Source organism: Kitasatospora sp. NPDC029367 (genome assembly GCF_055569135.1).
This window is the reverse complement of the sequence record NZ_JBVHYH010000061.1, coordinates 18672-40345: the sequence shown is the minus strand read 5'-3', so window position 1 is coordinate 40345 and position 21674 is coordinate 18672. Positions and strand designations below refer to the sequence as shown.

The window sequence follows — 21674 nt, the reverse complement described above, 5'->3', positions numbered from 1 at the left end:
TCACCAGAAGCTGGGGCGAGGGGGGGGTGGGGGGGGGGGGGAGCATGTGGGCTCTCTCGCTCCCTGCCCCTGTTCTTTTTTTGGGTTCTCACGGATCGATCCGTGCACCCGGGACGCGGTCTTCGCTCGGTCGCGGCCGTCCTCGCGCTACTCCTTCTCGCCGCGCGGGGCGATCGTGTTCTCGGTGAGCTTCCGGAGCTTGGCCTCGACGAGGGGGCCGATCTCCCGGAACATGCGCGGCGTCGTGATGGTCTGGTGGGTGCAGTCCACCTCGTGGTGGACGACGTCACCGTCCACGTACGCGTTCCAGGCGTCCGCCGGGATGACGTATCCGGAGCGGTGACGCGTGGCCGCGAAGATCATCGCGTCCGTCGAGACCCGCTCGTGGCGGTACCTGCCCATCAGCATGATGTTGTTCTTGATGACGCTCATCAGGGCGACGAACCGGCTCTCCTCAAGACTGCCGAGGACGGTGTTCGTCCCACGGGCGAGCTCGGAGAACTCCTCGAACGTGGGCATCCGGTTGGCCAGCTGCTCGGTGTTGACCCCGAGCGCCTCCAGGATCGCGCCGTACATCAGCTTCATCTCGTCCTGGCCCTGCAGCAGGTGCTCGGGGATCGGCTTGGCGGGATCGGAGTCCAGGAAGACCAGCAGGTCGACCCGTTCACCCCGCTCCTCCAGCCGGGCCGCGATCGCGTGGGCCAGGATCCCTCCGAACGAGTGCCCCATCAGGTGGTACGGACCCTCGGGCTGCACCGTCAGCATCTGCTCGATGCAGTCGTCGGCCACCTCCTCGACGCTGTTCCTGAGCTCCTCGGGATGAGCCAGTCCGTGGGCCTGGAGTCCGTACACCGGGAAGTCCTGGCTCAGGTGCGGCAGGAGACCGGCGTACGACCAGCACATGCCCGCCCCCTGGTGCACGACGAACAGCGGAGCGTGCAGCCCCCGCTTCCGAAGCGGCAGCAGGACGTCGTAGGCGCTGCTGGGCGTGCCGGCGTCGAGGCTCTCGGAGAGCTCGGCGACGGTGGGCGCCTCGAAGAGCGCCTGGAGGGGCATCTCGGTGCCGAGGGTGCTGCGGATCCGGCTGGTGAGTTGGGTGGCGAGCAGGGAGTGGCCGCCGAGGTCGAAGAAGTTGTCGTCGATCCCGACCGCGGGCAGGCCGAGGACCTCGGCGAACAGGGTGCAGAGGATCTCCTCCTGCGGTGTGCGCGGTGCGCGGCCGTCGGCGGTGGACGTGTAGTCCGGTGCGGGGAGGGCCTTGCGGTCGATCTTCCCGTTCGGGGTGAGCGGGATGTGGTCCAGGGTGACGATCGCCGACGGCACCATGTAGTCCGGCAGCTGCGCCTGCAACACCTGACGCAACGCCGTCACCAGCGCACCGCTGGTCCGGGATCGGGCCGGGGAGTTGGTCACCGCGGTGCCGGCCGATCCCGGCCGGTAAGTGCCGGTCACGGTCGAGGAGTTGTTCTCGGGCAGCAGGACCGCGTCGAAGGCGGCCGGCTGCTCGGAGCTCCAGGTGGTGACCGCGTCGAAGCCGTGCTCGGTGGCCCAGCGGTGGAAGGCCTCCGGGTCGATGCCGGTGGCCGAGCCGAGCGCCGAACGGATGGCGGCCAGGTCCTCGCCGGTGTCCAGGGCCTCGACGGCGGCCACCTCGCCCGTCAGACGGGCGTTCGGGACACCCGTCACACGCAGGCCGCCCTCGACCGGCTGCCAGCTGAGTTCTTCCAGCGTCGCAACGTCCGTCCCCCAGCGCAGTACCGGCGCGTCGGTGAGATCGGTCAGTGTCTCCGCGGACTTGTGGAGGGTGACCTCGTAGCGGTGGCGGGTCAGCTCGTTGTGCGCCGAACCGCGCTTGATCCGGACGTCCACACCCGCACCGCGCTCGGCGGCGAAAGCGGTGAAGTAGTCCGGGTGGACCAGGAGTTCCTTCTCCACCACCACCGCACGCTCCACTGCGGAACGCAACTTCGCGGCATCAGCGGCCTTCGGCGTCTGCACTGCGGTGTGGAAGGTCCGCAGCTGTCCGAGGTGGCGGATGTCGCCCAGGACGATGCGGCCGCCGTCCGCCAGCAGCTCCAAGGCCCGCGACAGCACCACGGTCAGGTAGTCGCGGTTGGGGAAGTACTGCGCGACGGAGTTGATGACGATCGTGTCGAAGTAGCCTGTCGGCAGACCGGTGAAGTCCTCCGCGCTCTGGCAGGACACCCGCACGTGCTCCCAGCCGCGCTCGGCGACCTGGTCGACGAGGCGCGTCACCACCGCCTGGGACAGGTCCGTGCCCCAGTACGACTCCACCTCCTCCGCGAGGGGTGCCATCAGCAGACCCGAACCGACACCGATCTCCAGCACACGCCTCGGCGCGTAGGAGCGGATCCGCTCCACCGTCGCCGCGCGCCACTCCCGCATCTCCTCCAGCGGGATCGCCTCACCCGTGTACGAGCTGTCCCAGCCCGCGAAGTCCTCACCCAACGGCGCCGTGGGCCGCTCGTACAAGGAGTCGTACAACTCCCGCCAGTCCTCGACCTGTTCCGCGGTGTCACCCTCGGCAGCGCTGTCACTGCCCGGGACGACGTAGGCCACCAAGCGGGTGTCGCCGGGCTGGTCCTCGCGGGCGATCACGACGGCCTGGGCGACCTCCGGCTGCCGGGTGAGGGCGGCCTGGATCTCGCCGGGCTCGATCCGGAACCCACGGATCTTCACCTGCTGGTCGGTACGACCCAGGTACTCCAGCTCACCATCCCGGTTCCAGCGCACCAGGTCACCCGTGCGATACATCCGGTCCCCGGCCCCGCCGAACGGGTCCGCGACGAACCGCTCCGCCGTCAGACCCGGACGGTTCAGGTAGCCACGAGCCAGGCCCCGGCCGGCGAGGTACAGCTCGCCGGGGATGCCCGGCGGGACCTGGCGCAGGTTCTCGTCCAGGACGCGGGCATGGGTGTTGTGGTTGGGAGCGCCGATGGGCGTACGCAGGTCGGCCAGGGGACGGCTGATGGTGGTGGAAATGGTGGTCTCGGTCGGACCGTAGAGGTTGGCCATGTGACGGCCCGGCGCCCACAAGGCGACCAGGTCCGGCGGGCAGGCCTCGGCACCGACGATGAGACTGGACAGGTCGGTCAGCGTCTCGGGGGCACCGGCCGGGAGGGTGGCCAGGATCGACGGCGGGATGAACGCGTGGGTGATCCGCCGGTCGGCCAGGACCCGGAGGAGGTCCTCACCCGCGAGACGACCCGGCGGGGGCACGACCAGCGTGCCGCCGTTGCTGAGAGCCATCAGCAGTTCCAGGACGGAGGCGTCGAAACTCGGCGAGGCCAACTGCACGACCCGGCTGTCCGCCGTGGTCAGGCAACGCTCCACCAGCGTCGAGGCCAGCGAGGCCAGACCCGTGTGGGTGACCGTCGCACCCTTGGGCCGGCCCGTGGAACCCGAGGTGTAGATCGTGTACGCGGTGTTCGCCGGGGTGAGCGGGGCGATCCGGTCCGCATCGGTCGGGTCGGTGGCGGGCTGCGCCTGCCAGACCTCGGCCAGCTCCTCGACCGCCAGCCCGTCCGCCAGTCCGTCCGGCAGCCCCGGTGCCAGCTCCGCGGTGGTGAGCAGGAGGGCGGGGGCGGCGTCGGCGAGCATGTAGGCGATGCGGTCGGCCGGGTAGTCCGGGTCCACCGGCAGGTAGCCGGCACCCGCCTTCACCACGCCCAGGATCGCCGCGAACAGCTCGGCGCCACGCGGCAGCGCCAGGCCGACGAGCTGCTCGGCACCGATCCCCCGGCCGATCAGCCAGTGCGCGATCCGGTTCGCCCGCGCGTTCAGCTCCGCATACGTCCAGGACGCGTCCCCCGCCTCCAGTGCGACGGCATCGGGGGTGGCCTGCACGCGGGTCTGGAACAGCTCCGGCAGCGTGGCGTCATCGATCTCCGGCCGGGCCGTGGTCGCCCACTCCCGGAGCTGGCCCTCCTCCCCCTCGGTAAGGACGTCCAGCGAGCCGATCGGCCGGGACGGATCAGCGGCGACCGCCCGCAGCAACCGGACCCAACGTGCGATCAGCGCCTCGATCGTCGACCGGTCGTACAACTCCGTCGCGAACTCGATGTACCCGGCGACCCCGGTGGGCGAGCCGTCGCGCTCGTGGAACTCACCGATGTTGACGAACAGGTCGAACCGGGACGTGTCCGTGGTCGCGGGCTCGTGGCTGACCCGCAGGCCGGGCAGCTGGAAGTCGGCCTGCTCGTTGTTCTGCAGGGCCAGCATGACCTGGAAGAGCGGGTGGTGTGCCGCGGAGCGGCGGGGGTTGAGCTTCTCCACCAGGTACTGGAACGGCACGTCCTGGTGGGCGTAGGCCTCCAGACTGGTCCGGCGCACCTGGGCGAGCAGATCGGTGAAGGCCGGGTTGCCCGCCGTGTCGGTGCGCAGGACCAGGGTGTTGACGAAGAAGCCGACCAGGTCGTCGAGGTTCTCGTCGGTGCGTCCCGCGATACCGCTGCCGATCGGGATGTCCGTGCCGGCACCGAGCCGGGTCATCAGCGCGGCCACGGAGGCCTGGAGCACCATGAACACCGTCGCTCCGGCCGACCGGGCCAGCTGGGCGAGATCCCGGTGCAGGTCCGCGTCGAAGGAGAAGTCACAGACATCACCGGCGTTGCCGGCCGTGGTGGGCCGGGGCCGGTCGGTGGGCACGGTCACCTGCTCCGGCAGACCGGCCAACTGCTGCGCCCAGTAGCCGTACTGGCGACTGAACGGGCTGTCCGGGTCACTGTCGTCACCGAGCAGGTCACGCTGCCACAGCGTGTAGTCCGCGTACTGCACCGGCAGCTGCGGCCAGTCCGGCGCCGCACCGGTCAGGCGCGCGGTGTAGGCGGCGATCAGGTCACGCGCCAGCGGCGCCATCGACCAACCGTCACCGGCGATGTGGTGCAGCACCATCATCAGCACCGACTCCGTCGGGCTGACGGCGAACAGCTCGGCGTGCAGCGGAACCTGCGCGGAGAGGTCGAACTCGTGGCGCGCGGCCCGGTTCAGCTGCTCGTGGATCCGGCCCTCGTCCGTGGGGACGACCGCCAGGTCGATGCGGGCCTCGACGGGGTCGAGGATGTGCTGACGGGCCTGTCCGTCGACGTCCCGGAAGACGGTGCGCAGCGATTCGTGGCGCGCGATGACGTCGTTGAGGGCGTCCAGCAGCGCCTGCCGGTCCAGCTCACCGGTCAGCCGCAGGGCCAACGGCATGTTGTAGGTGGCCGAGGGGCCCTCGATCTTGTGGATGAACCACAGCCGTTCCTGGGCGAAGGACAGCGGGATGGCCTCGGGCCGGGTGACCGGCACCAGGGCGAGCCGCGTCCGCTCGTCACCGTCCGCCAGACGCTCGGCCAGCTGGGCCACGGTCGGCGCCTCGAAGAACGCCCGCAGCGGGGCCTCGATGCCCAGGGTCTTTCGGATGCGGCTGATCAGGCGGGTGGCCAGCAGGGAGTGGCCGCCCAGATCGAAGAAGCTGTCGTCGACCCCCACGCTGGACAGACCGAGGACCTCGGCGAACAGCGCACAGAGGATCTCCTCGCGCGGGGTGCGGGGGCCACGCCCCGTGGAGACGACGGCGTGGTCCGGAACCGGGAGCGCCGCCCGGTCGATCTTCCCGTTCGGGGTGAGCGGGATGCCGTCGATCACCAGGATCGCGGCCGGGACCATGTAGTCCGGGAGCTGCTGCCGCAGGGCCTGCCGGAGCTGCGGCAGTGCGGGCGCGCCTCCGCGGCTCGGCACGACGTAGGCGATCAGGCGGACGTCGCCGGGCTGGTCCTCGCGGGCGATGACGACGCCCTGGGCGACCTCGGGGTGCCGGGTGAGGGCGGCCTGGATCTCGCCGGGCTCGATCCGGAACCCGCGGATCTTCACCTGGTGGTCGGTGCGGCCCAGGTACTCCAGCTCACCGTCCCCGTTCCAGCGCACCAGGTCACCCGTGCGATACATCCGGCTCCCGGCCCCGCCGAACGGGTCCGCGACGAAGCGCTCGGCCGTCAGACCGGGCCGGTTCAGGTAGCCGCGGCCCACGCCCTCACCCGCGACGTAGAGCTCACCCGCGATCCCCGGCGGTACCGGCTGCAGGTAGTCGTCCAGCACGTGGAGGCGGGCGTTGGCGATCGGATACCCGATGGGGGCCCGGCCCGCCGCGAACGGGCGGCTGATCGTCGCGTAGACGGTGCACTCCGTCGGGCCGTAGGCGTTGATCATCCGGCGGCCCGGCGCCCAGCGGTCCACCAGGGCCGGAGGTGTGGGCTCACCGATCATGCCCAGAACGCCCAGCTCGGACAGGTCGGCCTCGCTCCCCTCGGGCAGGCTCGCGAGCCGCGACGCCGTGATGAAGGCATGGGTGATCCGCCGATCGGCGATGACCCTGGCCAGTTCGAGGCCGGCGAGGCGGCCGCCGGACGGCAGTACGAGCGTGGCGCCCGCGGCGAAGGCCATGAAGATCTCGACCACGGCGGGGTCGAAGCTCGGCGAGGCCAGTTGCAGGACGCGGCTCTCCGGACCGGCCTCGCACCGCTCGACCGCGGTGGCTATGAGGCCGGCCAGCCCGGAATGGGCGATGACGCTGCCCTTCGGTCGACCGGTGGAACCCGAGGTGTAGAAGGTGTAGGCCGTGTTCGCCGGGGTGAGCGGCACGATCCGGTCCGCGTCGGTCGGGTCGGTCGCGGGCTGCTCGTCCCACCGCTCCGCCTGGGACTCGATGGTGAGGATCTCGCCACCGGTGCCCGCGGCGGCGAGGAGGCTCTCGCTCAACCCGTCGGTGGTGAGCAGGAGGGCGGGGGCGGCGTCGGCGAGCATGTAGGCGATGCGGTCGGCCGGGTAGTCCGGGTCGACCGGCACGTAGGCGGCGCCCGCCTTGGCGATGCCCAGGATCACGGCGAGCTGCTCGGCGCTGCGCGGCAGCGCCAGGCCGACGAGCTGCTCGGCACCGATGCCCCGGCCGATCAGCCAGTGCGCGATCTGGTTCGCCCGGGCGTTCAGCTCGGCGTACGTCCAGGTCTCGTCCCCCGCCTCCAGTGCGACGGCGTCGGGGGTGGCCCGCACGCGGTTCTGGAACAGCTCCGGCAGAGTGGCGTCGCCGATCTCCGGCCGGGGGTCGGCCGACCAGTCGCGGAGCCGGCGGCGCTCACCCTCGGTGAGGATGTCCAGCCCGCCGATGGGCCGGGACGGGTCGGCGGCGATCGCCCGCAGCAGCCGGATCCAGCGTGCGAGCAGTGCCTCGATCGTCGACCGGTCGTACAGGTCGGTGGCGAACTCGACCGTGCCGGACATGCCGGCCGGGGTGCCGTTGTCGTCCCGGTGCTCGCCCATGTTGATGAACATGTCGAACCTGGACGTGCCCAGGGCCACGCCGGTCGGCTGCGCCTGCAGGTTGGGCAGCTCGAAGTTCGGCTGCTCGGTGTTGAGGAGGGCGAGCATGACCTGGAAGAGCGGGTGATGCGTGGTGCTGCGGTGCGGGTTGAGCGCCTCCACCAGGTGCTCGAAGGGGATGTCCTGGTGGGCGTAGGCCTCCAGGCTGGTCCGGCGCACCTGGGCGAGCAGGTCGGTGAAGGCCGGGTTGCCGGCCGTGTCGGTGCGCAGGACCAGGGTGTTGACGAAGAAGCCGATCAGCTGGTCGAGGTTCTCGTCCGTGCGTCCGGCGATCGGCGCACCGAGCGGGATGTCCGTACCGGCACCGAGTCGGGTCATCAGGGCGGCGAACGACGCCTGCAACACCATGAACATCGTCGTGCCGCTGGAACGGGCCAGCTCGGACAGCGCCTGGTGCAGATCGGCGTCGATACCGAAGGTGGTGGAGTCGCCCGCGTAGCCGGCCACCGCCGGGCGGGGCCGGTCGGTGGGCACGGTCACCTGCTCCGGCAGACCGGCCAACTGCTGTGCCCAGTACTGCTGCTGGCGCACGAACGGGCTGTCCGGGTCACTGTCGTCGCCCAGCAGCTCGCGCTGCCACAGGGTGTAGTCGGCGTACTGCACCGGCAGCTGCGGCCAGTCCGGCTCGGCACCGGTCAGGCGGGCGGAGTAGGCCGTGACCAGGTCACGGGCCAGCGGCGCCAGCGACCAGCCGTCACCCGCGATGTGGTGCAGCACCAACATCAGCACCGACTCCGTCGGACTGACCGTGAACAGCTCGGCGTGCAGCGGCACCTGCGCGGAGAGGTCGAACCGGTGGCGGACGGCCAGCTCCAGGGCCGGCATGACGTCGTCCTGCTCGCACGGACGGACGTGCAGGTCGATACGGGCCTGCTCGGGGGCGAGGATGTGCTGACCGGGCTGCCCGTCGACCTCCTCGAAGACCGTACGCAACGCCTCGTGCCGGGAGATCACATCGTTGATGGCCTCCCCCAGCGCCTGCTGGTCCAGCTCACCGGTCAGCCGCAGCACCAACGGGATGTTGTAGGTGGCCGACGGCCCCTCCATCTGGTGCAGGAACCAGAGTTGCTGCTGGGCGTAGGAGAGCGGAAGCGGGTTGGGGCGGATGACGGGCAGGAGCGGCGGACGCAGCTCACCGTCCTGGGTCAGACGCGGCGCGAGCTTCGCCACGGTCGGCGCCTCGAACAGCACCTGGAGCGGCGCCTCGGTGCCGAGGGTGCTGCGGATCCGGCTGGTGAGTTGGGTGGCGAGCAGGGAGTGGCCGCCGAGGTCGAAGAAGTTGTCGTCGATTCCGACCGCGGGCAGGCCGAGGACCTCGGCGAACAGGGTGCAGAGGATTTCCTCCTGCGGTGTGCGCGGTGCGCGGCCGTCGGCGGTGGACGTGTAGTCCGGTGCGGGGAGGGCCTTGCGGTCGATCTTCCCGTTCGGGGTGAGTGGGATGTGGTCCAGGGTGACGATCGCCGACGGCACCATGTAGTCCGGCAGCTGTGCCTGCAACACCTGGCGCAGCGTCGTCACCAGGGCCCCGCTGGTCCGGGATCGGGCCGGGGAGTTGGTCACGGCGGTGCCGGCCGATCCCGGCCGGTAAGTGCCGGTCACTGTTGAGGAGTTGTTCTCGGGCAGCAGGACCGCGTCGAAGGCGGCCGGCTGCTCGGAGTTCCAGGTGGTGACCGCGTCGAAGCCGTGCTCGGTGGCCCAGCGGTGGAAGGCCTCCGGGTCGATGCCGGTGGCCGAGCCGAGCGCCGAACGGATGGCGGTCAGGTCCTCGCCGGTGTCCAGGGCCTCGACGGCGGCCACCTCGCCCGTCAGACGGGCGTTCGGGACGCCCGTGACACGCAGGCCGCCCTCGACCGGTTGCCGGCTGAGTTCTTCCAGCGTCGCAACGTCGGTTCCCCAGCGCAGTACCGGAGCGTCGGTGAGATCGGTCAGGGTCTCCGCGGTCTTGTGGAGGGTGACCTCGTAGCGGTGGCGGGTCAGCTCGTTGTGCGCCGAACCCCGCTTGATCCGGACGTCCACACCCGCACCGCGCTCGGCGGCGAAAGCGGTGAAGTAGTCCGGGTGGACCAGGAGTTCCTTCTCCACCACCACCGCACGCTCCACCGAAGCGTGGAGCTGGGTGGTGCCGACCGCCCGCGCCGCCTGCACCGCGGTGTGGAAGGTCCGCAGCTGTCCGAGGTGGCGGATGTCGCCCAGGACGATGCGGCCGCCGTCCGCCAGCAGCTCCAAGGCCCGCGACAGCACCACGGTCAGGTAGTCGCGGTTCGGGAAGTACTGCGCGACGGAGTTGATCACGACCGTGTCGAAGTAGCCCGTCGGCAGACCGGTGAAGTCCTCCGCGCTCTGGCAGGACACCCGCACGTGCTCCCAACCGCGTTCGGCGACCTGGTCGACGAGGCGTGTCACCACCGCCTGGGACAGGTCCGTGCCCCAGTACGACTCCACCTCCTCCGCGAGGGGTGCCATCAGCAGACCCGAACCGACACCGATCTCCAGCACACGCCTCGGCCCGTAGGAGCGGATCCGCTCCACCGTCGCCGCACGCCACTCCCGCATCTCCTCCAGCGGGATCGCCTCACCCGTGTACGAGCTGTCCCAGCCTGCGAAGTCCTCACCCAACGGCGCCGTGGGCCGCTCGTACAAGGAGTCGTACAACTCCCGCCAGTCCTCGACCTGTTCCGCGGTGTCACCCTCGGCAGCGCTGTCACTGCCCGGGACGACGTAGGCCACCAGGCGGGTGTCGCCGGGCTGGTCCTCGCGGGCGATCACGACGGCCTGCGCGACCTCGGGGTGCCGGGTGAGGGCGGCCTGGATCTCGCCGGGCTCGATCCGGAACCCACGGATCTTCACCTGCTGGTCGGTACGGCCCAGATACTCCAGCTCACCGTCCGGGTTCCAGCGCACCAGGTCACCCGTGCGATACATCCGGTCCCCGGCCCCGCCGAACGGGTCCGCGACGAACCGCTCCGCCGTCAGACCCGGACGGTTCAGGTAGCCACGGGCCAGACCCCGGCCCGCGAGGTACAACTCACCGGGGATGCCCGGCGGGACCTGGCGCAGGTTCTCGTCCAGGACGTACACCCGCGTGTTGACCACGGGCCGACCGATCGGGGCCTTCGGACCGGACAGCGGACCGCCGGTCGAAGCGTAGATGGTGGCTTCGGTCGGGCCGTAGGCGTTGATCATCCGGCGGCCCTGCGACCAGCGCTCGGCCAGATCCGGCGGGCAGGCCTCGCCGGCCACGACGACGGTACCGAGGGCGGGCAGCGTGGTCTCGGTGCCGGACGGCAGGCTGGCCAGGGCCGACGGCGGAAGGAAGGCGTGGCTGATCCGCCGGTCGGACAGCACGTCGGCGAGGTCCTCGCCGGCAAGACGACCCGGCGGGGGCACGACGAGGGTGGCTCCGACGGTGAATCCGAGCACCAGCTCGATGACCGAGACGTCGAAGCTGGCAGAGGTGAACTGCAGCACGCGGCTGCCCTCGCCGAGGGCGCAGCGTTCCACCAGAGTGACGACGAGCGAGGCCAGACCCGTGTGGGTGACGGTGACGCCCTTGGGGCGGCCGGTGGAGCCCGAGGTGTAGATGGTGTACGCGGTGTTCGCGGCCGTGAGCGGCGCGATCCGGTCCGCATCCGTCGGGTCGGTGACGGGCTGCGCCTGCCAGACCTCGGCCAGCTCCTCGACCGCCAGCCCGCCCGGCAGCTCCGGCGCCAGTTCCGCGGTGGTGAGCAGGAGGGCGGGAGCCGCGTCGGCCAGCATGTAGGCGATGCGGTCGGCCGGGTAGTCCGGGTCCACCGGCAGGTAGCCGGCACCAGCCTTGGCGATGCCCAGGATCACGGCGAGCTGCTCGGCGCACCGGGGCAGAGCCACCCCGACCAACTGCTCGACACCGATCCCCCGGCCGATCAGCCAGTGCGCGACCTGGTTCGCCCGCGCGTTCAGCTCCGCATACGTCCAGGTCGCGTCGCCTACCTCCAGTGCGACGGCATCGGGGGTGGCCTGCACGCGGGCCTGGAACAGCTCCGGCAGCGTGGCATCGTCGATCTCCGGCCGGGCCGTGGTCGCCCACTCCCGGAGCTGGACCTCCTCCCCCTCGGCGAGGAGGTCCAGCGAGCCGATCGGCCGGGACGGATCAGCGGCGATCGCCCGCAGCAGCCGCGCCCAGCGCGCGATCAGCGCCTCGATCGTCGACCGGTCGTACAACTCCGTCGCGAACTCGATGGCTCCGCTGATGCCCACCGGCTCGTGGTCGTTGCCGTGTTCCTCGGTCAGGGTGACCATCAGGTCGAAGCGCGAGGTGCCGGTGTGCGCGCTCTCCGAGCGCACCTGCAGTCCCGGCAGCTCGAACTCGGCCTGCTCGTTGTTCTGCAGGGCCAACGCGACCTGGAAGAGCGGGTGGTGTGCCGCGGAGCGGTGCGGGTTGAGCTTCTCCACCAGGTACTGGAACGGAGTGTCCTGGTGGGCGTGGGCCGCCAGGCTGGTCCGGCGGACCTGGGCGAGCAGGTCGGTGAAGGCCGGGTTGCCCGCCGTGTCGGTGCGCAGGACGAGGGTGTTGACGAAGAAGCCGACCAGGTCGTCGAGGTTCTCGTCGGTGCGCCCGGCGACCGGAGAGCCGATCGGGATGTCCGTCCCGGCGCCGAGGCGGGTCAGCAGCGTGGCCACGGAGGCCTGGAGCACCATGAACACCGTCGCTCCGGCCGACCGGGCCAGCTGGGCGAGGTCCCGGTGCAGGTCCGCGTCGAAGGAGAAGTCGCACGCGTCACCGGCGTTGCCGGCCGTGGTGGGCCGGGGCCGGTCGGTGGGCACGGTGACCTGCTCCGGCAGACCGGCCAACTGCTGTGCCCAGTAGCCGTACTGGCGGCTGAACGGGCTGTCCGGGTCGGTGTCGTCACCGAGCAGGTCACGCTGCCAGAGCGTGTAGTCGGCGTACTGCACCGGCAGCTGCGGCCAGTCCGGCTCGGCACCGGTCAGGCGCGCGGTGTAGGCGGAGATCAGGTCCCGGGCCAGCGGCGCCAACGACCAACCGTCACCCGCGATGTGGTGCAGCACCATCATCAGCACCGACTCCGTCGGGCCGACGGCGAACAGCTCGGCGTGCAGCGGCACCTGGTCCGAGAGGTCGAACTCGTGGCGGGCCACTTCGTCGAGTTGCGCGGTGAGTAGGTCCTCACTGCTCGGTACGGTCCGCAGTGTGATGCGCGCCTGGTCGGGGGCGAGGACGTGCTGGCCGGGCTGTCCTTCGGTCTCGCGGAAGACGGTGCGCAGCGCCTCGTGCCGGGTGACCACGTCGTTGAGGGCGTCCTGCAGTGCCTGCTGGTCCAGGTCGCCCGTCAGGCGCAGGGCGAAGGCCATGTTGTAGGTGGCGGAGGGGCCTTCCAGCTTGTGCAGGAACCACAGCCGTTCCTGGGCGTAGGACAGCGGCAGCGTCTTCGGCCGTACGACCGGTTCGAGTGCGGGGCGCAGTTCGCCCGCGTGGTCGGCCAGCCGGCGGGCCAGCTGGGCCACGGTCGGTGCCTCGAAGATCGCGCGCAGCGGGATCTCCACGCCCAGGGCCGTACGGATGCGGCTGATCAGGCGGGTGGCCAGCAGGGAGTGGCCGCCCAGGTCGAAGAAGCCGTCGTCGACCCCCACGCTCGACAGACCGAGGACCTCCGCGAACGCCGCACCGAGGATCTGCTCCTGCGGGGTGCGGGCAGCGCGTCCGGCGACGGCCGCGGTGTAGACCGGGGCCGGCAGGGCGTCGCGGTCGACCTTCCCGTTGCGCGTCAGCGGGATGCTGTCGATCACCATGACCGCAGCCGGGACCATGTAGTCCGGCAGCTGCCGTCGCAGCCGGTCGCGCACCTCCTCGGCGGAGACACCGTGCTCCGTCTCCGGGACGACGTAGGCCACCAGGCGGGTGTCACCGGGCTGGTCCTCACGGGCGATCACGACGGCCTGCGCGACCTCCGGCTGCCGGGTGAGGGCGGCCTGGATCTCGCCGGGCTCGATCCGGAACCCGCGGATCTTCACCTGGTGGTCGGTACGACCCAGATACTCCAGCTCACCGTCCCCGTTCCAGCGCACCAGGTCACCCGTGCGGTACATCCGGTCCCCGGCCCCGCCGAACGGGTCCGCAATGAAGCGCTCGGCCGTCAGACCGGGCCGGTTGAGGTAGCCGCGGGCCAGGCCCCGGCCGGCGAGGTAGAGCTCGCCGGGGATGCCCGGCGGGACCTGGCGCAGGTTCTCGTCCAGGACGCGGGCACGGGTGTTGTGGTTGGGAGCGCCGATGGGCGTACGCAGGTCGGCCAGGGGACGGCTGATGGTGGTGGAGATGGTGGTCTCGGTCGGACCGTAGAGGTTGGCCATGTGACGGCCCGGCGCCCACAACCCGACCAGGTCCGGCGGGCAGGCCTCGGCACCGACGATGAGACTGGACAGGTCGGTCAGCGTGTCGGGGGCACCGGCCGGGAGGGTGGCCAGGATCGACGGCGGGATGAACGCGTGGGTGATCCGCCGGTCGGCCAGGACCCGGAGGAGGTCCTCACCCGCGAGACGACCCGGCGGGGGCACGACCAGGGTGCCGCCGTTGCTGAGAGCCATCAGCAGTTCCAGGACGGAAGCGTCGAAACTCGGCGAGGCCAGCTGCACGACCCGGCTGTCCGCCGTGGTCAGGCAGCGCTCGACCAGGGTCGAGGCCAGCGAGGCCAGACCCGTGTGGGTGACCGTCGCACCCTTGGGGCGGCCGGTGGAGCCCGAGGTGTAGATGGTGTACGCGGTGTTCGCCGGGGTGAGCGGCGCGATCCGGTCCGCATCGGTCGGGTCGGTGGCGGGCTGCGCCTGCCAGACCTCGGCCAGCTCCTCGACCGCCAGCCCGTCCGGCAGCCCGTCCGGCAGCCCCGGTGCCAGCTCCGCGGTGGTGAGCAGCAGCACGGGAGCGGCGTCGGCCAGCATGTAGGCGATGCGGTCGGCCGGGTAGTCCGGGTCCACCGGCAGGTAGCCGGCACCCGCCTTCACCACGCCCAGGATCGCCGCGAACAGCTCGGCGCCACGCGGCAGCGCCAGACCGACGAGCTGCTCGGCACCGATCCCCCGACCGATCAGCCAGTGCGCGACCTGGTTCGCCCGCGCGTTCAGCTCCGCGTACGTCCAGGTCTCGTCGCTGACCTCCAGTGCGACGGCATCGGGGGTGGCCCGCACGCGGGCCTGGAACAGCTCCGGCAGCGTGGCGTCGTCGATCTCCGGCCGGGCCGTGGTCGCCCACTCCCGGAGCTGGACCTCCTCCCCCTCGGTGAGGACGTCCAGCGAACCGATCGGCCGGGACGGATCGGCGGCGACCGCCCGCAGCAACCGGACCCAACGCGCGATCAGCGCCTCGATCGTCGACCGGTCGTACAGCTCCGTCGCGAACTCGATCACACCGTTCATACCGGAGGGCTCACCGTTGTCGCCACGATCCTCGGCCACGACGACGGAGAGGTCGAATCGCGCTGTGCCGGTGCCGATACCGCCGGACTCGACGTGGAGTCCGGGCAGCTCGAAGGGCGCCTGCTGGGTGGTCTGGAGCCCCAGGGAGATCTGGAACAGCGGGTGGTGGCTGGAGGAGCGGTGCGGGTTGAGCGCCTCCACCAGGTGCTCGAAGGGGATGTCCTGGTGGGCGTAGGCCTCCAGGCTGGTCCGGCGGACCTGGGCGAGCAGGTCGGTGAAGGCCGGGTTGCCCGCCGTGTCGGTGCGCAGGACCAGGGTGTTGACGAAGAAGCCGATCAGCTGGTCGAGGTTCTCGTCCGTGCGTCCGGCGATCGGCGCACCGAGCGGGATGTCCGTTCCGGCACCGAGGCGGGTCATCAGGGCGGCGAAGGACGCCTGCAACACCATGAACATCGTCGTGCCGCTGGAACGGGCCAACTCGGACAACGCCTGGTGGAGATCCGCGTCGATACCGAAGGTGGCGGCGTCGCCCGCGTAGCCGGCCACCGCCGGGCGGGGCCGGTCGGTGGGCACCGTCACCTGCTCCGGCAGGCCCGCCAACTGCTGCGCCCAGTACTGCTGCTGGCGCACGAACGGGCTGTCCGGGTCACTGTCGTCGCCCAGCAGCTCGCGCTGCCACAGCGTGTAGTCCGCGTACTGCACCGGCAGCTGCGGCCAGTCCGGCTCGGCACCGGTCAGGCGGGCGGAGTAGGCCGTGACCAGGTCACGGGCCAGCGGCGCCATCGACCAACCGTCACCGGCGATGTGGTGCAGCACCAGCAACAGCACCGACTCCGTCAGGCTGACGGCGAACAGTTCGGCGTGCAGCGGAACTTGGCCGGAGAGGTCGAACTCGTGGCGCGCGGCCAGCTCCAGGGCCGGCATGACGTCGTCCTGCTCGCACGGGCGGACGTGCAGGTCGATGCGGGCCTGCTCCGGGGCGAGAACGCGCTGCCGCGGCTGCCCGTCGACCTCCTCGAAGACCGTACGCAACGCCTCGTGGCGCGCGATGACGTCGTTGATGGCCTCTCCCAGCGCCTGCCGGTCCAGGTCACCGGTCAGCCGCAGGGCCAACGGCATGTTGTAGGTGGCCGAGGGGCCTTCCAGCTGGTGCAGGAACCACAACCGCTGCTGCGCGAAGGACAGCGGCAGCACCTCGGGACGAGGCATCACGACCAGAGCGGGACGCGCCGCGCCCTCGCCCAGCCGCGCGGAGAGCCGGGCGACGGTCGGCGCCTCGAACAGCACCTGGAGCGGCAGCTCGGTGCCGAGGGTACTCCGCACCCGGCTGCTGAGCTGCGTCGCCAGCAGCGAATGGCCACCGAGTGCGAAGAAGTCGTCATCGATCCCGACCCCGGGCACACCCAGGACCTCGGCGAACAGGGTGCAGAGGATCTCCTCCTGCGGCGTACGAGCCGCACGACCCCCAGCGGTGGACGCGTAGTCCGGCGCGGGGAGGGCCTTGCGGTCGATCTTCCCGTTCGGCGTCAGCGGAAGGCGGTCCAGGGTGACGATCGCCGACGGCACCATGTAGTCCGGCAGCTGCGCCTGCAACACCTGACGCAACGCCGTCACCAGCGAACCACCGGTCCGCGCCCGCGCCGGAGCGTTCGTCAGAGCCGAACCGGCCACGCCGGACGACCGATAGACACCGGTCACCGCCAGAGCGCTGCCCACCGGCAGCAGGACCGCGTCGAACGCGGCCGGCTGCTCGGAGTTCCAGGTGGTGACCGCGTCGAAGCCGCGCTCGGCGGCCCAGCGGTGGAAGGCCTCCGGGTCGATGCCGGTGGCCGAGCCGAGAGCCGAACGGATGGCGGTCAGGTCCTCGCCGGTGTCCAGGGCCTCCACGGCGGCGGCCTCGCCCGTCAGACGGGCGTTCGGGACACCCGTCACACGCAGGCCGCCCTCGACCGGACGCTCCCCGAGCTCATCCAGCGTCGTCACGTCCGTTCCCCAGCGCACCACCGGCACGCCGGCCAGGTCACCCGACCCGGCCAGGTCGGTCGGCTCCGCCGGGTTCTTGTGGAGGGTGACGTCGTAGCGGTGGCGGGTCAGCTCGTTGTGCGCCGAACCGCGCTTGATCCGGACGTCCACACCCGCACCGTGCTCGGCGGCGAAGGCGGCGAAGTAGTCCGGGTGGACCAGGAGTTCCTTCTCCACGACCACCGCGCGCTCCACCGCGGAACGCAACTTCGCGGCGTCGGCGGCCCTCGGCGTCTGCACCGCGGTCTGGAGGGTGCTCAGGAGCCCGGCGTGGCGGATGTCGCCCAGGAAGACCCGGCCGTTCTCGGCGAGAAGGTGGAAGGCCTGGGTGAGGACGGAGGTGAGGTAGTCGCGGTTGGGGAAGTACTGCGCGACGGAGTTGATGACAACCGTGTCGAAGTAGCCGGTCGGCAGACCGGTGAAGTCCTCGGCGCTCTGGCAGGACACCCGCACGTGCTCCCAGCCGCGTTCGGCGACCTGCTCGACCAGGCGTGTCACCACCGCCTGGGACAGGTCCGTGCCCCAGTACGACTCCACCTCCTCCGCGAGGGGTGCCATCAGCAGACCCGAACCGACACCGATCTCCAACACACGCCTCGGCCCGTAGGAGCGGATCCGCTCCACCGTCGCCGCACGCCACTCCCGCATCTCCTCCAACGGGATCGCCTCACCCGTGTACGAGCTGTCCCACCCCGCGAAGTCCTCACCCAACGACGCCGTGGCCTGCCCGTACACCGAGTCGTACAACTCCCGCCAGTCCCCGACCTGCTCGGCGGCATCGACCTCGACACCACCCCCGGTCTCGGGAACCACGTAGGCCACCAGGCGGGTGTCGCCGGGCTGGTCCTCACGCGGGACCACCACCGCCTGCGCGACCTCCGGCTGCTTGGTGAGTGCGGCCTGGATCTCGCCCGGCTCGATCCGGAACCCACGGATCTTCACCTGCTCATCCGTACGGCCCAGATACTCCAGCTCACCGTCCCGACTCCAGCGCGCCAGGTCACCCGTGCGATACATCCGCTCGCCCGGCACACCGAAGGGATCCGCGACGAAGCGTTCGGAACTCAGACCGGGACGGTTGAGGTAGCCGCGGGCCAGACCCCGGCCCGCGAGGTACAACTCACCCGCGACACCCTGCGGCACCTGCTCCAGGTTCTCGTCCAGCACGTACACCCGGGTGTTGACCACCGGCCGACCGATCGGAACATACGCACCCGACAGCGGCTCACTGGCCGTCGCACCAACCGTCGACTCCGTCGGACCGTAAGCGTTGATCATCCGACGACCCACCGACCACCGCTCCGCCAGATCCGGCGGGCACGCCTCACCGGCCACCACCACGGTCTCCAGACCCGGCAAGGAGGCCTCGACCCCCACCGGCAGACTCGCCAACGCCGACGGCGGCAGCGTCACATGCGTGACCCCCCGCTCGGCCAGCACCCGGCCCAGCTCCTCACCCACCAAGCGTCGCGACCCCGCCACCACCAACGCCGCACCGGTCGCCAGCGCCATCACCAGCTCCCACACCGCCGCATCGAACCCCGGCGAAGCGAACTGCAGCACCCGGCTCTCCGCCGACACCCCGAACCGCTCCACCAGCGTCACCGCCAACGACGCCAACCCCGAATGCGTAACCGCCACACCCTTGGGCCGACCCGTCGAACCCGACGTGTAGATCGTGTAAGCCGTGTTCAACGAGGACAGCGGCGCAACCCGGTCCGCATCCGTCGGATCCGTGACCGACTGCCCCTCCCAGACCTCCGCCAGCTCCTCGACCACCAGCACGTCCGCCAACCCGTCCGGCAGCCCGGACGCCAGCTCCCCGCTGGTGAGCAGCACAGCGGGAGCCGCGTCGGCGAGCATGTACGCGATCCGCTCCGCCGGATAGTCCGGATCCACCGGCAGGTAGCCGGCACCCGCCTTCACGATGCCCAGCACCACCGCCACCTGCACCGCGCTACGCGGCAACACCACACCCACGAGATCCTCGGCGCCGACACCCCGCGAGATCAGCCAGTGCGCGACCTGGTTCGCCCGCGCGTTCAACTCCGCATACGTCCACGACACCTCACCCGCGTCCACGGCCTCGGCGGACGGCGCGGCCTGCACCTGCGCCTGGAACAGCTCGGGCAGCGTCGGCTGTTCGGCTCGCTCCGACTTGACCACCCGGTCGAGGCGTTCCCACAAGGTCAGGATGTTCAGGGCACCGATCCGCTGGGACGGGTCGGCGACCACGCCCCGCAGCACCTGCGTCCACCGTTCGATCAGCGTCTCGATCGTGGCCCGGTCGTACAGGTCCGTCGCGAACTCGATGAACCCGCTGATGCCCCTCGGGGCGCGATCGACGTCGTGCTCCTCCCCCAGGCTGATGAGCACGTCGAGGCGTGAGGTGCTGGTGTGCGTCTCCTCCGGGCGGACCCGGAGGTCCGGCAGCGTGAAGTCCGCCTCCTCCGTGTTCTGCAGCACGAAGGCCACCTGGAAGAGCGGGTGGTGCCCGGCGGAGCGGTGCGGGTTGAGCTTCTCCACCAGGTACTGGAACGGGATGTCCTGGTGGGCGTGAGCCGCCAGGCTGGTCCGGCGCACCTGGGCGAGCAGATCGGTGAAGACGGGGTTGCGAGCCGTGTTGGTGCGCAGCACGAGCGAGTTGACGAACAGTCCGATGAGATCGTCGAGGTTCTCGTCGGTGCGCCCGGCGATACCGCTGCCGATCGGGATGTCCGTCCCGGCGCCGAGCCGGGTCATCAGCGCGGCCATGGAGGCCTGGAGCACCATGAACACGGTCGTGTCGGTGGCCCGGGCCAGCTCGGCGAGGTCCCGGTGCAGGTCCGCGTCGAAGTTCAGCCGGATGACATCGCCGGCGTAGCTGGCGACGGCGGGGCGGGGCCGGTCGCCGGGGATGGTGACCTGCTCCGGCAGACCAGCGAGCTGCTCGGCCCAGTATTCGTACTGACGGGTGAACGCGCTGGTCACGTCGGTCTCCTTGCCGAGAAGGTGGCGTTGCCAAAGGGTGTAGTCGGCGTACTGGACGGGCAGTTGCGGCCAGTCGGGCGCGGCGCCGGTCCGACGGGCGGTGTAGGCGGCGATCAGGTCCCGGGCCAGCGGCGCCATCGACCAGCCGTCGGCCGCGATGTGGTGGACGATCAGCATCAGCACCGACTCCGCCGGGCTGATGGTGAACAGCCTTGCGTGCAGCGGCACTTGGGCGGACAGGTCGAACTCGTGGCGAGCGGCCAGGTTCAGCGTCGGAGTGACGTCGGCCTCGTCGATCTGCTGAACGTGCAGGGCGACCCGGGCCTGATCACCGGGGGCGAGGATGTGCTGGCCGGGCTGTCCTTCGGTCTCGCGGAAGACTGTGCGCAGCGCCTCGTGCCGGGTGACCACGTCGTTGAGGGCCTCCTGCAGCGCCTCCCGGTCCAGGTCGCCCGTCAGGCGCAGGGCGAAGGCCATGTTGTAGGTGGCGGAGGGGCCTTCCAGCTTGTGCAGGAACCACAGCCGCTCCTGGGCGTAGGACAGCGGCAGCACCTGCGGCCGGGCCAACGGCACCAGGGCCGGGCGCAGTTCGCCCGCGTGGTCGGCCAGTCGGCGGGCCAGCTGGGCCACGGTCGGGGACTCGAAGATCGCGCGCAGCGGGATCTCCACGCCCAGGGCCGTACGAATGCGGCTGATCAGACGGGTGGCCAGCAGGGAGTGGCCGCCCAGGTCGAAGAAGCCGTCGTCGACCCCCACGCTCGACAGGCCGAGAATCTCGGCGAACGCCGCACCGAGGATCTGCTCCTGCGGGGTACGGGCACCGCGCCCGGCGCCGGCCGCGCTGTAGACCGGAGCCGGCAGGGCCCTGCGGTCGATCTTCCCGTTCGGGGTCACCGGCATCCGGTCCAGTGCCACGACGGCCGCGGGGACCATGTAGTCCGGCAGCTGCTCCCGCAGCCGGTCGCGCACCTCCTCGGTGGACACCCCGTGCTCCGTCTCCGGGACGACGTAGGCCACCAGGCGGACGTCACCGGGCTGGTCCTCACGCGGGACCACCAGCGCCTGCGCGACCCCCGGAATCCGGGCTACGGCGGTCTGGACCTCGCCGGGCTCGATCCGGAACCCGCGGATCTTCACCTGGTGGTCGGTGCGGCCCAGGTACTCCAGCTCACCGTCCCGGTTCCACCGCACCAGGTCACCCGTGCGGTACATCCGGTCCCCGGCCCCGCCGAACGGATCCGCCACGAAGCGCTCCGCCGTCAGACCCGGCCGGTCCAGGTACCCGCGAGCCATCACGGTGCCCGCGTTGTAGAGCTCGCCGGGGATGCCCGGCGGCACCAACTGGAGGTACTCGTCCAGCACGTAGAGCCGGGTGTGGACGATCGGTCGCCCGATCGTGACGTGCCGGCCCGACAGCGGTGAACTGATGGAGCTGACGAAGGTCTCCGTCGTCCCGTACAGGTTGATCATCTGGCGGCCCTGCGACCAGTGCTCCACCACCTCGGGCGGGCACGCCTCGCCCGCCACCAGCACCGTGCGCAGGTCGCGCAGTGCGGCGGCCGTGCCCTCGGGCATGCTCGCCAGCGCCGACGGCGGGATGAACGCGTGGGTGACGCGGCAATCGGCCAGGACGCGCGCGAGCTCCTCCCCCGCGAGGCGGCCGGGCTGGGGCACCACGAGAGCGCCGCCCCGGCTGATGGCCATGAGGATCTCGATGATCGAGACGTCGAAGCTGGGGGACGCCAGTTGCAGCACACGACTGTCGGGCCCGGTCGCGCAGCACTCGATCAGGCTGGCGGTGACGCCGGCCAGTCCGGTGTGGGGAACGGCGGTGCCCTTGGGGCGGCCGGTGGAACCCGAGGTGTAGATCACGTACGCCGGGTTGGCCGGTCGCAGCGGGG

The 21674-nt window shown here is 71.0% G+C and carries 1 protein-coding gene (only partly in view); it reads right to left on the bottom strand.

Translation table 11 applies throughout. The features are described 5' to 3' along the window. Positions 1–147 precede the first annotated feature (147 nt). On the bottom strand, positions 148–21674 hold the 3' portion of the coding sequence (locus tag ACZ4W5_RS27655; RefSeq protein ID WP_465657595.1) for a non-ribosomal peptide synthase/polyketide synthase. It continues 15634 nt past the right edge of the window; only the last 21527 of its 37161 coding nucleotides appear in the window; its start codon lies beyond the right edge, outside the window; the stop codon is at positions 148–150.